The sequence below is a fragment of the Sphingomonas sp. M1A8_2b genome (genome assembly GCF_053345535.1).
The window spans coordinates 490,926-506,183 of record NZ_JBKFAH010000002.1 but is presented as its reverse complement, the minus strand read 5'-3'; the positions used below and the strand labels follow the sequence as shown (position 1 = coordinate 506,183).

Sequence of the window (15,258 nt, the reverse complement as noted above, 5' to 3'; positions counted from 1 at the left end):
CACGTCGACCGGCGACGCATCATCATCAGAAGGCCAGGTTTATGCCAGTGCTGATCCGGCGATCGGCCTGGAACCAGCTTCGGCCGACCAGTTCGCCACCGGGATAGCCCCCCATCAGCGTGCGCTGGGTGGACGCGGTCAGGTTGGTGCCCTGGACGCCGAACGAGAACTGGTCGTTCACCTTGAAGCGGATACCCGCGTCGATCGACCCGTAGTTTCCACCGTAGATCGGCAATGCGATCTGCGTGGTCGGATCGTTGCCACCATCCTGATTGCTGACGACGTTAGGCGCGCTGTAATAGGTGTAGGTGCCGTTCGTGCCGTTGCTGTTCGTGGACAACAGGTACCGCGACCGCCACGAATAGGCGATCCGCAGCGAGATCGGGTTGCGCTCGTACAGCAGAGTCGCGTTGAGGTTGTGCTTCGACAGACCCACCAGCGGCGCGTCGCTCCTGACGGCACCGGTGATGTCGCGATAGACGTCGCCAGGATTGCTGCTCTTGATGAACGTGTAGTTGCCCTCGAAGCCGATGCCCGCAAGCGCACCCGGCAGCATGTCGAAGAAGAACCGGCCGCCGACCTCGACGCCCTTGACGGTCGCCGCCTTGGTCGAGTTGCTGTAGTCGGTGGCCGACGCAGCGACGCTCTCCGTAGTGCCGTCCGTATATTGAACGGTGACCTGGCGGGTGGTCAGCGAGTAGATCGGCAGGTTGGTCAGCCGCTTGTAGAATGGCGCGACGTGGAAGGACGTGCCCGCGCGTCCGTAATATTCCAGCGACAGATCGACATTGTTCGACAGCGTCGGCTTGAGCAACGGATTGCCGGTATCTGCGGTGAAGTTGTTGAACGTCCCGATGCCGCCCGGAGTCTGACTGGCTGTTGTCGCCACGCCAATCGAACCCGAGGCCCGCAGCGCGTTGAAGGTCGGCAGATCCATCGTGATGTTATAGCCGCCGCGCACCTTGATCCTGTCGGTCGGCGCATATTCAAGGTTGATCGACGGCAGGACGCGCGTGAAATCCGCCTTGCCGCCGCGTGCGAGGAACGTGTTCGCAAGCGTCTGCTGCACGCCGTTGCGGATGAAGACCGTTCCGCCGTTCTGCTGGATGAAGCCGCGGCCTTCGTTCTCGATATGCACGACCCGCACGCCAACATTGCCGGAGATGCCGCGCGCGTCCTCCGCGGGCCCGAAGCGGAGCAGCGCGTACCCCGCGATATTCTTGGTGCTGTTATCGACCTGGTCGCCCGGCAGGACGAAACCAACGGGCCGAATCCCGGAAAGACCGCCATAGCCGGTGACCGGCAGAGGACCTGCGGCCGAACAGTTGGATTCGATACCCGTGCAGAAGCCGGCAGGCGGCGACTGCACCAGCCCGGTACGGTTGACGTTGAACCGCGAGGCCAGATCCTCCGACGCGAACATCAAATTGCCCGGCAGCGTCGTTTCGCCGCGGAAGAAGTCCTTGAACGCGTGGTTAGCCACGTCGCCCGGTGCCGCGTTGGCATAGGTCAGCTGCGGATCGCCGTTCCAGCCGCGGCCGAGCGCGGCCCAGTTATAGCCGTTCGAAAGATCGCGCTCGGTGCGCTTGGCGTAGCGGCCACCGACCTTGATCGACCGGAAGAAGCTGTTGTCGAACTTGTATTCGGCATCGAGCTGACCGGCGTCGAGACGCCCCTTGTTCCGCTCGTTGTGCGGCATCGACGCCGTCCAGAAATAATTCGCCGGGTCCGCGAACGACGCCTGCGTCGCCGGACTGACGCTGATCTGCGGCAGATCACCTGTGAGGTCCATGCCAAAGCTCTGGCCGAACCCGATATCGCGGAAGATATCGAGGCGATCATAGATCTGACGCGAATCGACGCGCTGCAGCGATCCCTTCAGCGACAAATGGCTGTCGACCGGCGCCCAGGCGAACGACAGCGAATAATCGCGCGTTCTTGTATTGCTCTGCACGAAGCCTTTGTTGCCGCTGCTGTTGACCGCTCCGCCGGTGGGCAGGAACGTCGTCGTGTCGCGGTTGAAGAGCGCGTTCGTCTTGGTCAGCAAACCATTGCTGTCGAATGTGCTGCTCGCCGGATCGACTGCCAGCGTCTGCGAATCAAGCTGCGTGCCGTAATCGCTCGACTGACTCTTGTAGCGCGACTGGAAGAAGCTGCCGGTGAAGGTCAGCGAGTCTGCCGGCTGCCACTGCGCGGCGCCATAGATGCCGTAGCGCTTATACTGGAATGCCTCGTCGCCGTACGCGAAACCGCTCGGGACGTACTTGCTGCTCCCGTCGCTGAGCGTCGTTTTGAAATAGGGGCTGACGCGGATGAACTGCGACAGCGAGCTGAACTGACTGAACGCAACATCGCCGAGCAGACCGATGCGGCCGATCGGCGTATCGAACGAGTCGGTGACCAGCACCGAACCCGAAGGATCGGCCTTGTTCGCCATATCGCCGAGCGCCAGTTCGCCGGTGCCAGAGACGTGGAACTTGCCGTTAAAATCGAACGGCAGCTTGGTGCGCAGATCGATCTGACCGCCGGTGCCGCCCTCGATCAGGTCCGCCGTCGACGCCTTGTAGACATCGACCGCAGACATCAGTTCGGGGGTGACGTCGCTCCACAGGATCGCGCGGCCATTGTTGGCGCTGAAGATCTCGCGGCCGTTGAGGCGCGATGCGACACCTGTCAGACCGCGCACCTGAACGCCGGACCCCTGAACCGAATAGTGATCGGGATCGCCCAGTGCGGCAAAGCGGACGATCGACACGCCCGAGACACGTTGCAACACTTCTGTGATCGAGTTGTCGGGCAACTTGCCAGCATCGTCGGCGACGACCGAGTCGACGATCGTTTCGCTGCGACGCTTGCGCTGGTCCGCAGCTTCGAGCGCGGCACGGCGACCGGTGACGACGATCTCGCCATCGCCCGGTGCGGCGGAGGCCGGTTGACCGACGTCCTGCCCTGGCGCTGCGGCCTGCGTCGCGTCGGGCGCGATCGCAGCCTCGGGTGACGCGGCCTGCGTCGTGGCAGAGGGCGCTGCCTGCGCCCATGCGTTCGTGCCGACGCCGCCCGCGAGCAGCGCCGCAACCGACACACCTATCCGCATCGCCGCCACACCGCGCTGATGCCGACTCGATTCGAGCTTGAACGCCTTCATGATCCCCCCTCTGAGCGGCGCTCCTTACGCGCCAAATCTGGACTAGCGCACCTCATCAGGATGCTACCGCTACCAGCCGTAGCGCGAACGCACTTGTACGACAATAGGTTTGATCGAAATCCGACGGACGGATACCTCGCTCTGCGGGCGCGCTTTCGCTCTGGATGGTAAGGAAAAGATACCGCTATCAGCATGGTGCATCCTGGAAAGCGATCTTCGCAGCCTACGCTGACCAAGTTTGATCGGCGCGACTACGAGAGCTCGCCGTCGGAGTTCAACCGGACACAGGCTGTGCAAACAGGGTTTTCAGTGGATTTTCGATGTTTTCCAGGCCGACGACCCCAGCGATCTCGGCGCCGATGATCGACCGGCCCTGCGCATAGTCCTTGACCGCATTGACGCAGTCCAACGCGATGATCTTGTCTGCTTTTATGTAGACGACGGTGAAAGACCGGTCCGCAGGATTGCCCCGGACAATGGTGCGGTCGTAATGGACGGACAGGCCGACCGTCTGCAATTTGAGGTCGTACTGGTTCGACCAGAACCACGGCAGCGCATCGTACTCGTCCATACCGCCCGTCAGGTTCTTAGTCACCACCGTCGCCTGGTCGTTCGCATTCTGCACCGACTCGAGCCGGATCGTCGCGCCGTCCGCATAGCGGTTGGCATGTGCGGCACAGTCGCCGATCGCGTAGATGTCGGGCAGGCTGGTGCGGCAGCGGCTGTTGATCGCGACGCCATTACCCCCCACGGCGCCCGCGGCGAGCAATGGTTCGACCGCGGGTACGATGCCGATACCGACGATCGCCATCTCGCACGGCAGGACCTCGCCGTCGGCCAACCGCACGCCCGAAACCGCGCCGTTACGCTCTTCAAGTCCGTCGACGACCACGCTTAACCTGACGTCTACACCGTGCGATCGATGCTCGCCCTCGATGAAGCGGGACAGCGGCGCGCCGGCGACGCGCGCCAGCACGCGGTCCTGCGCTTCCAGTACGGTCACCGACTTGCCCAGCTTTGTGAGCACGGCGGCGGCTTCCAGCCCGATATAGCCGCCGCCGACGACGACGACCCGCGTCACGCCGTCCAGCTCGCCAATCATCCGGTCGACATCGGCGCGCGTGCGGACCGCGTGGACCCCTGTCAGATCGTGCTTGGCGCAGGCGAGCTGGCGCGGCGTTCCACCAGTGGCCCAGATCAGCGTGCCGTATTCGAGCGTCGCGCCGGTCTGCACCGTAACGCTGTGCCCGACCGGATCGACCGCAACGACGCTTTGACCGAGCAGAAGATCGATCTCGCGCTCCTTCCAGAACGCGCGAGGACGGATAAGCAGGCGTTCGAACGGCTTGTCGCGGGCGAGATACTCCTTGCTCAGCGGCGGGCGCTCATAGGGCGGGTCCGGCTCGTCGCCGACGATCGCGATCGAGCCCACGAACTTGCGCTGGCGCAACCCGATCGCGGCCTGCGCGCCCGCATGGCCACCGCCCACGATCATCACGTCATACCGTCGCGTCATTCGGTCCTAGTCCTTCATGCTTCCGACCAACCCCTCGACCCAGTTGAAACACGCCTTGTCCCCCGGCAACCGAAAACGCACGCTCAGGTCGCGCGCCCTGTCGCGGTAGTGACACACGCCGTTCCTAGAGCAACCGCTCCCCTCCCCAACAGCGTAAACCCATGTGACTGTCGTCCGCCCCATCGACCGCTGGTTCATCGACGACGTCCTGCCGTTCGAGCGCGATCTGCTGAGTGCGGCGCAGCGGCTTTGCACCGGCACTGACGAGGCACGCGACCTCGTCCAGGACGTGCTGGCGCGGATGCTGTCGACGGAAGGATGGCGCGCGATCGCCAATCCCAAGACATATATGCTGCGGATGATGCGCAACCTGGCGATCGACCGGATGCGGCGCGCCAAGATCGTCGACTTTCGACATTTCGTCGATATCGAGAATTTCGACGCCCCCGACGATACACCAGGACCACACAGCCTCGCCGAGGATCGACAACACCGCGACGAACTGGCCCGTGCGATCCGCGCGTTACCGGACACGTGCCGGACGGTTTTCCAGCGCTGCCGGATCGACGAACAATCGCCGAGACTGATCGCAGAAGAGCTTGGCATGAGCCTGTCCACGCTGGAGAAACGGCTCGCCCGGGCGACCTATCTGCTCACTCAGGCGCTGGGACCGCGACGCTGTGACGCAGACGACCACCGCGAAGAAGACGTCGTGGATCATCGGCAACGCGGATCGCGCAAACCGAATTAATCACCGCCGTGGCGGCTTGGGCCGCCACGTTCGTCTTTAGAACCATGGATGTGTTCACAGGGGACCGCGGGTGACGCGGTTCGGCAGACCTATCGAGAACGCAGCGGACATCGATGCTGCGGAAGCCGCCGGGTGGCTGGCGCGGCACCGCCTCGGCACACTCGACGAAGCTGCATTCCACGCGTGGCGCGACAGCGACGTCGCGCACGCGGTTGCGTTCGCGCGCGCGCTGGCGATGTGGGAGAGCGTCGACGATGGGCTTTCGGCGTCGACCACGCAGGCCCGATCGGTAGGGTCCGCCTGTTCGCGGCGCGGGTTCGTCCAAGCGTCGTTCGCGATGCTAGCGGTCGGCGTAATCGCGGGCGGCATGACGGCGACACGCGCCTATGCATGGAAAAGCGCCGCGACCGCGGTCGGCGAAAGCCGGACGATCCGGCTGCCGGACGGCAGCACCGCAATCCTCAACACGGATTCGCGGCTGTCCTGGCGCGTATCGGATACGGAACGGACATTCTGGATCGAACACGGCGAGGTGGCGCTGAATCTCGGGAAGGGGCCAGACGCCGAACTTCACGACGACCATAGGACCGTGATGCTGACGGCAGGGCGCTTCAACTTGCGGATCCGCAGCGACGCGCTCGACCTGCTGGTGCTGAGCGGCCACGCCCGCTCTCCCGGAAAGGCCGGCTCCATCGACGCCGCGGCCGGTGCGGCCTCCAGCATGCTTCTATCGTCGAGCGGTGCGATCGTCCGCCCCGCGGATGTTGGCGTGGTCGACCGGATCACCGCGTGGCAGCATCAGGAAATCCTCTTCCGCGACGCCACGCTCGGTAGCGCGGTCGAGGATTATAACCGGTTCCTGGTCGACAAGATCGTGATCGTCGACCGTGACCTGGCGAACATCCCGGTCGGTGGGCGGTTCGTGACGACCGACCCGACCGCGTTCCTGAATGCAGTGTCGGCCGGCCTCAACATCCGCGTCTCGCGCACCGAGACCGGGTATCTGCTGACGCGCTAAGGGGCGTGGCCATTACGACCGATCCGGCAAGAATATTTTGTCGGACTTGGCGGTTGGTCGCGCGGTGATCGTCTTTCGGGGTGAAGACACTCTCGCTCGATCCGTACCAACAGAGGTTTCCATCATGCGCTCGAAAACTGCCGGAACGTCGCTGTTGGCGACGCTCCTGATGACGCCTGCTGCCTATGCCGCGCCGGTCGCTTCGACCGGAACGTACAGCTTCGATATCGCCCCTCAATCGCTGGCCAATGCGCTGACCGAGTTCGGCCGCCAGGCGCGCGTTCAGATCTTCTTTCCGCGAGGCTCGATCGCGCAGGCTCGGTCGCCGATGGTCCGCGGCACGATGTCGCGAGCGGCCGCGCTCCGTCAGTTGATCGCGGGCAGCTCGCTGCAGCTGCGAACCGACGACGGCAAAACGGTCGTGCTGGGAACCGCCGCACCGCAGACGAACGCCGGCATCCGACATCCGGTCAGCCTGATGGTCGGCTCCGCCACGCAGGACGGCACACGCGCCCCTGCTCCCGATGCAGTCGCCGATTCCACGCCTCCCGACGACATCGTCGTAACCGGCACGGTACCGCTCGAGGAGGAGCGCGCGCTCGTCTGGAAGCGGCAGCAGGTCGGCACCAATGCGGTCATGTCCGGCGAGACGATCGCGCGGCGGCCGGGCGGCAACATCGTCGACATTCTCGCGGTGCTGCCCGGTGTCAGCGCCTATGCCGACATGGGCCTCGGCCAGGCGGCGACGGGCGAGGCCGAGTTCGTGTCGATCCGCGGGATCGATTCGAGCTACAACGCCTATTCGATCAACGGCATGCGCGTCGCGCAATCCGATCCGGCGACCCGCGCGCTGTCGCTCAAGATGATCGCGCCTTACGGCCTGCGCTCGGCGAGCGTGTCGAAGACCCCCGGCGCCGCCGATTACGGCGACTCGATCGGCGGCACGGTCGACATCGCGACGCCGACCGGCTTCCAATATGGCGACCATTATCTGAAGGTCACCGGCGGCGCGAATTACAACGACCGTGCCGACACGCTCGGCTTCAAGGCATTCGGCGGGGTCGGTCAGATCGAACTCGCCAAGACGTTCGGCGCGAACCACGCCATCGGCGTCTACGCGACCGGCTATTACGAACAGCGCCGATCGGCGGCGGAGAGCGTCGAGGCGGTCACCTATATCCCCGCGACGGCGACCTCCGGGCCCGGCGACCTGACCGCGATGGGGATCAAATACGATCTCTACGATTCGAACATCGAGCGGTTCGGCGGCAATTTTTCGCTCGATTTCAAGGGCGACGCGGTCGCCGCGTTCATCCGCGGCACCTATGGCCATTACAAGGTCTCGTCGGTCGACGTGCAGCACAGCATCACCGGCGGCGTCCTCCAGCTCCTCGGTACCGCCCCCTATTACGGAGCAAACGGTGCGTATAACCCGCTCGGCACGCTGGCCGGCAGCTACTTCCAGGCCCGCGACCAGATCTCGCAGCTCGGCACGATTCAGGCCGGCAGCGACATCAAGATGTCCGACAAAGTCACAGCATCGTTGCGCGCGTCCTATGGCTATGGACAACAGCGGCGTCCGAACTACGTCGAAGGAAGCCTGTACAGCGACACGAGCCTGTTGACCGACAGTGCCGGCAATCCCCGCGGCAGCGTCCTGATCGACACCGGCAATCCGACCAATATCGGTCTCGCGTTCGCCGATCCAGCGACGCGCAACGCCGTCTTCAGCGCCGACTCGATCCGCGCGTGGAAATTTCAGGCACGCGACGTCGAGTCTGACGACAATCTCTACGAACTGAAACTCGATATGGATTACGCCCCCGACGGGTTGATCAAGCATATCCGCTGGGGTACCGACCTCAGCCTCTCGGACCGCTCGCAATACGACCGCGGCCTGCTCGGCAACAACGGCGACAATTTCGTCATTCCGGCTGCGGACGGCAGCCGACCCGATTTCGATGCGGGGCAAGGCCCAACCGGGTCCGCGCTCCCCGGCCGCAACGTCGATTTCATGGGCGGAAACTATCCCGGCTTCCGGATCTACGACCGGTCGTATTTCGAAAAGAGCATCCTGCCATACGCCTATACTAACCAGTTCACGCCGGACGGGACCGCCAACCCCGGCTATTACACGACCAACGACTATGCGCGGAACACCGTCTTCGGCACCGAGACGGTCGTCGCCGGCTATGCGCAGGCGGATGCGGCACTGGGGCCAGTGCAGATGGTCGCCGGGCTTCGCTTCGAGCATACCAACTTCACCGCGACGCACTGGGTGGTGGTCACAGATTCCGGCGGCGCATCGCCGAACGATACCGGCCATTTCACGTCGGACGGCAACAGCTACAACGAATTTCTGCCAAGCCTGAACCTGGCCTATCGCCCGACCGATCGGCTGGTCGTGCGCGCTGCGGCTAGGCGCAGTTTCGCGCGGCCGGCGTTCGCGCTGGTCGCGGGTCCGGAGACGTACAGCTATAACGACGTCACCGGCGCGCTGGCGTTCGTCAACCGATCGAATCCGGACCTCAAGCCGACGACCGCGACCAACGTCGATCTCGGCGTCGAATGGTATCCCGACCGCAGCGCGGTGATCGAGACCGCCGGCTTCTACAAGCATCTGTCGAACTTCGTCTTCACTGCGAGCGCGACTGGTAGTACGCCGAGTTCTAGCGGCGGCACCAATACCGTCGGCGGGGTGGTCTACACAATGCCGATGAACGGCAGCGGCGCGGATCTGTACGGCGTCGAATTCCATGCGCGGAAGCAGTTCTTCGAACTCGGGCGGGTCTTCGGCGGCTTCGGGGTCGAGGGGTCGGCGACGCTGCAGGACAGCAAGGCGGACAGCGGGATCGTCGGTCGCGGCTCGACCGTCCTGCCGCGGGCGCCCAACGTGATCTACAACGCCGAGCTGTTCTACGAACGCCCGGCCTTTTCCGGGCGGCTCGCCTGGCAATATGTCGGCCGGCAATTGCTGAGCCTCAACGATCAGCTCGACACGTACCTGCAACCCAACCGCCAGCTGAACTTCAACGCGACCTACCACATCGGCAAATGGTCGCTGTCGGGGCAGGTCCAGAACATCCTGAACAAGGCGAGCTTCTACAAGACGATGGGCAAGTCGACGCGGTATCTGGGCGTCCAGGACGGCGGCGGCAACGGATCCTATGTCGAGACCGGCCGCTTCTTCAAGCTGACGACCTCGTTCCAGTGGTAGCGCCGGCGACGAGACGGTGGCTGGCCGCGGCGCTGGTCACAGTCGGCCTGGCCGGTCCCGCCGCATCGCGCGATACGGGACGGGTGGAAGGGCTGTCGGCGACGCTGCGGCTCGACCAGATCCAGCTGCTCGGGTCGCACAACAGTTACAAACGCTACCCGTCGGCCGACGAGGAAGCGCGAATCCGCACGCTGGCGCCGCAATATTGGCACGAACTCGACTACGGCCATCCGCCGCTGGAAGCGCAGTTCGCGATCGGGATCCGCCAGATCGAGATCGACGTCGCGCCCGACCCGCAAGGCGGCCTTTACGCCACCCCGTATCAGATGGCGGCGCCCGCAACGCGCACGGCGATGACGGCGCCCGGTGCGAAGGTCCTGCACTTTCCGCAGATCGACATCGAGAGCCACTGCCTCACCTTTCGCGCCTGCCTTGCCATCCTGCGGCGCTGGTCGGATCGACACCCCGATCATCTGCCCGTCACGGTGCTGGTCAACGCCAGCGATTATCCGCCGATCGCCGGGTCTTGGCTGCACGACGCGAAGTTCGAGGCCGGCGATCTCGACGCGCTCGATACCGACATCCGTACCGTCATGGGCGAGGCGCGGCTGATCGTGCCCGACGGCGTGCGCGGCGATCATGCCAGTCTGGCGGAGGCGGTGCGCGCCCACGCCTGGCCGACGCTCGCCGCATCGAAGGGACGATTCCTGTTCGTGCTCGACGGCGACGAGCGGCACTACGACCTGTATCGCGCCGGGCATCCGTCGCTGCGCGGACGGGCGATGTTCGGCTATTATGACGAGCGGTCGCCCGAGGCGGCTGTCTTCAACATCCAGGATCCACGCGGCGAGGCGGCGCGGATCTCCCGCCTGGTCCGCGAAGGCTTCCTAGTTCGCACCCGCGCCGATGCCGACACCAAGGAAGCGCGCGCCAACGACCGCACACGTCTGGATGCCGCGGTCGCGTCGGGCGCCCAGTACGTCAGCAGCGACTATTATGACGGCGTACCCAACCCGCACGGCTACGCCTATCGCGCGAGCCTGCCGGGCGATGTGCTGAAACGCTGCGACCCGGTTGCCGCGCGCTGTAGGTCCGACACCTCCAAGCAAGGACCCCGCTGATGCCGTTGCCGGCCGCGCTCGCTTTGCTCCTCGGAAACGCCCCCCCGCCGTCGGAGCCTGCGCCTGCCGGGATTCCCGACGTCGTGGTCGCCGGCACGTTGCACGACCGCGACCGTGGCAGTTACCGCGAACTTCCGTTCGACGTGCCGGCCGGCGTCACCAAGCTGACGATCGACGTCGATGGCGCCGATCCCGCCAAGGGAGCGTACCTGGTGCTCGGCGTCTACGATCCGCAGCGCGAGCGGGGCTGGGGCGGCGCGAACAAACCGCACATCACCATCGCCGAGACGTTCGCGACTGCGTCCTATCTGCCCGGCCCGCTGCCCGCCGGTCGGTGGCGGCTCGGCCTAGCGGTCGCGTTCCTGCGTCCCGGCGCGACCGTGCCGTACAAGATGACCGTGCATTTCGATCGCGGCGCCCCAGCGCAGGCGATCACCACGCGTGCGATCAAAGCCGGGCCGGGGTGGTTTCGCGGGGATTTTCATACGCACACCGGGCACAGCGACGCGCTCTGCCGAAGTCAGCCGAACCGCAATGCGGTGCCCTGCCCGGTCTATTTCACGCTCAAAGCCGCGCAGGATCACCATCTCGACTTCGTGACGGTGACCGATCACAATGTCCGATCGCAGGTCGCCGACCTCGCCACGCTCGCGCCGTTCTTCGATGATCTGCTCGTGATTCCGGGCCGGGAGATGACGACGCAGGACGGCCATTACAATCTGCTCGGGGTGACCGATTTCGTCGAATATCGACTGGGCGGAGCCGGAGCGCGCGACATCAACGCGATGTTCGACGGCTCGCGCGGGACCGGTGCCGTCATCTCGATCAACCATCCCGAAATCCCGACGGGCGAGAACTGCCTCGGCTGCGGCTGGTCGGCGCCCGGCACCGATTACAGCCGGGTCGGCGCGATCGAGGTCGCCAATGGCGGCATCGCGGCGGATCATGGCGGCGCGTTCGACGACGGCGCGGGCTCCGGCACCGCGTGGTGGGAAAAGCTGCTCGATCGCGGCTTTCGTCTGACCGGCATCGGCGGCAGCGACAATCACGATGCGATCGACGGCCATGCCGGCACGTCCCCGGTCGGCGCGCAATCGCCGGTCGGCACGCCCGCGACCGTGGTCTACGCCACCGATCTGTCGCAGGCCGCCATTCTTGCCGGCGTCCGATCGGGCCGCGTGTTCGTCGACCTGGAGGGCGCGCATCCCGGCCGGGTCCTCGACCTCTCCGCCAGCGTCGATCCGGGTGCGATCACCGTCATGGGCGGCACCCTCACCCGCCGCTCGCGCCAGGCGATCCATGGCTTTGTGCACGTCGCCGGCGCGGACGGCGATGTCGTCGACCTGATCGTCGACGGGGTGCATCGTCCGCTGCCGAACGAAGGTCGTATCGCGGGCTCGGACGCCAAGCTGGCGTTCACGATCGGCGCGGGACACGCGGTCCGTTGGATGCGGGCGGATATCCGTACTGCCGGCGGCCGGAGAGTGCTGATCGGCAACCCGATCTACGTGACAGATTCGACCCGCTGATGCGTGTCGAATGCGGGTTTCAGTCGGTGCCGCGAAGCGTGATCCGGGTCAGCTCGGACGGGCGCCCCAGCCGCAGCGCGAAACCGGCCCACAACGCGGTGCCGTTGTTCACATAAAGCGTCATGCCCGACACATCGTAGCGCCCCGAGACGAAGCCGCCATTCGCTGGCCCGAACAGCCTGTCCAGCCCGGCGATCAGCCCGCCATGCGTGTGCCCCGACAGCTGCAGCGCGACACCGCGCGCCGCCGCCTGACGCGCAGTCCTCGGCTGATGATCGAGCAAGACGATCGGTGCGTCCGCCGGAGCGCCGCGCAGTGCAGCCGCGAGGTCGGGTGCGGGATGATGCGTGCCGATCGCCGACAGATCGGTGACGCCCGCCACGACCAATCGGCCCCCGTCACGCTCGAGGACGACATGCGCGTTCGCCAGCGCCCGCATGCCCATGTCGGCGAAGTGGCGCATCCAGCCGTCATAGCCGAAGAAATATTCGTGGTTGCCGGGAATGAAGGCGATCCCGTCGCGCGCCCGCAGATCGCGCAACGGCGCGACATCGGCGCGGCGCGCGGCGATCGTGCCGTCGATGAAGTCGCCGGTCACCACGATCAGGTCCGCGCCCAACGCGTTCGTGCGATCGACGACCGCGCGTGTCCACGGCTCGGGAAACAACCGGCTGATATGGAGATCGGTCAGCTGGACCAGCATATAGCCGTCGAACTGCGGCGGCAGTCCGCGGATGCCGATCTCGATGTTGCGTACCGGGGGAACGCGGATCGCCTGCTGGACGCCGATCGCCGCCAGCACGGCCGCCGTGATGGCCATGCCGTATCGCAGCGTGTCGGGCACGATCACGCGGTCCCAGCGAACCACCATGACCGCTACCGTCCCGACATCGAGCAGCACCTGCAACACGGCGAGCAACACGATCGCGCCGAAGCCCCAGTTGAATGCGATGACGAGGAACCGCGGAAATTCGGGCGAGAAAACCGACCCCGACGAGAGCCGGCTCCACAAATGGTATTGCGAGACGATCAGCAGCAGAAGCGCGATCCCGCCCTTGACCAGCAGCGGGATATGCAGCGGCCAGACGAAGCGGCCGATGACCAGCAGGCTCGGCAGACTGAAGATGAGGTGGATGATCGAGATTCTCCCAGCGCGCTGAAGCACCGCCGCGTCGACCAACCGCGCGCGCGGCGCAAGGGGGCACGCGCTGTCGTCGACGCAGAACGCCGAGCGACCTCGAAAGCCGAGCCGACAAGCACCACATGATGGTCGACGGAGATGGCACATGACCACATATCGCAAGACCGACGCCGCGCTCGCCGCGCTGACGCCCGAGCAGTTCCGGGTAACGCAGGAGAATGCCACCGAGCGGCCGGGCACCGGCGCGCTGCTGCATAACAAGGCCGCGGGGATCTACGTCGACATCGTCTCGGGCGAGCCGCTGTTCGCGAGCGCGGACAAATACGAGTCCGGTTGCGGATGGCCCAGCTTCACCAAGCCGATCGACCTTGAGACCGTGACCGCGAAGCGCGACTGGTCGATGCTGATCCCGCGTACCGAAGTGCGGTCGGCACACGGCGACAGCCATCTCGGTCACGTGTTCAAGGACGGCCCCCGCAACCGCGGCGGGCTGCGCTACTGCATCAACTCGGCGGCGTTACGCTTCGTACCCCGCGGCGAGATGGCGGAGCAAGGCTATGCCGCGTATCTCGATCAGGTCGAGGACGTCCCGGCCGATACCGAGCGCGCGGTCCTTGCCGGCGGGTGTTTCTGGGGCATGCAGGACCTGATCCGCGCGTTGCCCGGCGTCGTGTCGACGCGCGTCGGCTATTCCGGCGGTACCGTCGCCAACGCGACCTATCGCCATCACGGCAGCCACGCCGAGGCGATCGAGATCGTCTTCGACCCGGCGCGCACCGACTTCCGGACGGTGCTCGAATTCTTCTTCCAGATCCACGATCCGACCACGCCCAACCGTCAGGGCAACGATCGCGGCGTCAGTTACCGGTCGGCGATCTTCTATACCGACGCGCACCAGAAGGCCGTCGCCGAAGACACCATCGCCGACGTCGATGCGTCGGGGCTCTGGCCGGGCAAGGTCGTCACCGAATTGTCCCCGGTCGGCGATTTCTGGGAAGCCGAGCCCGAGCATCAGGATTATCTGGAGCGCAAGCCGAACGGCTATACCTGCCACTTCGTCCGCCCCGGCTGGAAACTCCCGCGCCGCGCCGCCGCGGCTTGAGCCCGCGCCAGCCGGCCTTGCGCCCCCGCGGCGATGGTCCCGCTTACGAATCAGGATCGCCGGCCGATGTCGGGCGTCGAGGCGGTGCTCGTTGCATCGACCAAAAGTAAGCTGAGCGGCACCGCGCGTAAACGCGATCGACCGCTCCTGGTAATCTCGCCGGACTATCGCGAAGTCACCGCGCTCACTTCGCCGCGGTCGCCTCGACCTCGACGAGGAATGCCGGTCCCGCCAGCGCTGCGACCTGGACAGTCGAGCGGGCGACGGTGTTCGGGTTTTCCGCGGTGCCGAAGAACATCTTGAAGGCGTCGTTCATACCCGCGAAGTCCATCTTGCCGCCAAGCTTCGGATCGCCCGCGACGAACACCGTCAGCTTGATGATGTCGCTCATCGCGTAGCCCCGTGCCGCGAGGATCGCCTTGATCTTGGTGAACACGCTGATCGTCTGCGTCCGGGTATCGCCGAAATCCGCGATCGTCAGGTCGGCGGGTGCGATCTTCCTGGTGGGGTCGATCTGCGCCGCGAGCTGGCCGCTGAGATACAACGTGGTCGCGCCCGCCGGGACGGTCACCCCCTGGAGGATCAGTCCGGGGGGCGTGTTGGCATGCCGGATCACGCCGGACTTGGCGGCGGCGGCGGCCATCCCCGGCCACGCCAGCGCAAGGGTCATGGCGGCAGCAATCGATACGGTCTTGATTTTCATGGCATTTCTCCCGGA

Annotated in this window: 10 protein-coding genes; 6 read left to right on the top strand and 4 right to left on the bottom strand. The window is 65.4% G+C overall.

What is annotated here, in order from left to right:
* Nucleotides 1–25: 25 nt before the first annotated feature.
* Complete coding sequence (locus ACLBWL_RS10610; RefSeq protein ID WP_447792799.1) at nt 26–3,145, bottom strand: TonB-dependent receptor; 3,120 nt, start codon at nt 3,143–3,145, stop codon at nt 26–28.
* 274 nt (nt 3,146–3,419) lie between these two features.
* Entirely contained in the window at nt 3,420–4,661 is a 1,242-nt protein-coding gene (locus ACLBWL_RS10605) for an NAD(P)/FAD-dependent oxidoreductase (protein WP_447792798.1), read from the bottom strand.
* A gap of 163 nt (nt 4,662–4,824) precedes the next feature.
* Between ACLBWL_RS10605 and ACLBWL_RS10600 the strand changes: the two genes are divergently transcribed.
* The 5 genes from ACLBWL_RS10600 (at nt 4,825) to ACLBWL_RS10580 (ending at nt 12,297) form a co-directional block, all read left to right on the top strand.
* Nucleotides 4,825–5,412, top strand: coding sequence for an RNA polymerase sigma factor (locus ACLBWL_RS10600; RefSeq protein ID WP_447792796.1), 588 nt, complete (start codon nt 4,825–4,827; stop codon nt 5,410–5,412).
* A 70-nt stretch (nt 5,413–5,482) separates the two neighbouring features.
* Complete coding sequence (locus ACLBWL_RS10595; protein WP_447792794.1) at nt 5,483–6,430, top strand: FecR family protein; 948 nt, start codon at nt 5,483–5,485, stop codon at nt 6,428–6,430.
* Between the two features lie 124 nt (nt 6,431–6,554).
* A complete protein-coding gene (locus ACLBWL_RS10590; protein WP_447792792.1) occupies nt 6,555–9,647 on the top strand; it encodes a TonB-dependent receptor in 3,093 nt (1,030 codons plus the stop codon).
* Complete coding sequence (locus ACLBWL_RS10585; RefSeq protein ID WP_447792790.1) at nt 9,641–10,768, top strand: Ca2+-dependent phosphoinositide-specific phospholipase C; 1,128 nt, start codon at nt 9,641–9,643, stop codon at nt 10,766–10,768. Before ACLBWL_RS10590 ends, ACLBWL_RS10585 begins: the two co-directional genes overlap by 7 nt.
* The gene (locus ACLBWL_RS10580; protein WP_447792788.1) at nt 10,768–12,297 is read left to right on the top strand and encodes a CehA/McbA family metallohydrolase; all 1,530 of its coding nucleotides are present in this window, start codon (nt 10,768–10,770) and stop codon (nt 12,295–12,297) included. The genes ACLBWL_RS10585 and ACLBWL_RS10580 overlap by 1 nt, the downstream gene beginning before the upstream one ends.
* 19 nt (nt 12,298–12,316) lie before the next feature.
* On the opposite strand, the gene ACLBWL_RS10575 is transcribed toward ACLBWL_RS10580, so the two are convergent.
* Complete coding sequence (locus ACLBWL_RS10575; RefSeq protein WP_447792786.1) at nt 12,317–13,585, bottom strand: metallophosphoesterase; 1,269 nt, start codon at nt 13,583–13,585, stop codon at nt 12,317–12,319.
* Between ACLBWL_RS10575 and ACLBWL_RS10570 the strand changes: the two genes are divergently transcribed.
* Nucleotides 13,584–14,540: a bifunctional methionine sulfoxide reductase B/A protein gene (locus ACLBWL_RS10570; protein ID WP_447792784.1), complete on the top strand. Its 957-nt coding sequence runs from the start codon at nt 13,584–13,586 to the stop codon at nt 14,538–14,540. The genes ACLBWL_RS10575 and ACLBWL_RS10570 overlap by 2 nt on opposite strands.
* A 184-nt stretch (nt 14,541–14,724) precedes the next feature.
* On the opposite strand, the gene ACLBWL_RS10565 is transcribed toward ACLBWL_RS10570, so the two are convergent.
* Nucleotides 14,725–15,243, bottom strand: a complete 519-nt coding sequence (locus ACLBWL_RS10565; RefSeq protein ID WP_447792782.1) for a RidA family protein — start codon at nt 15,241–15,243, stop codon at nt 14,725–14,727.
* Nucleotides 15,244–15,258: the final 15 nt, after the last annotated feature.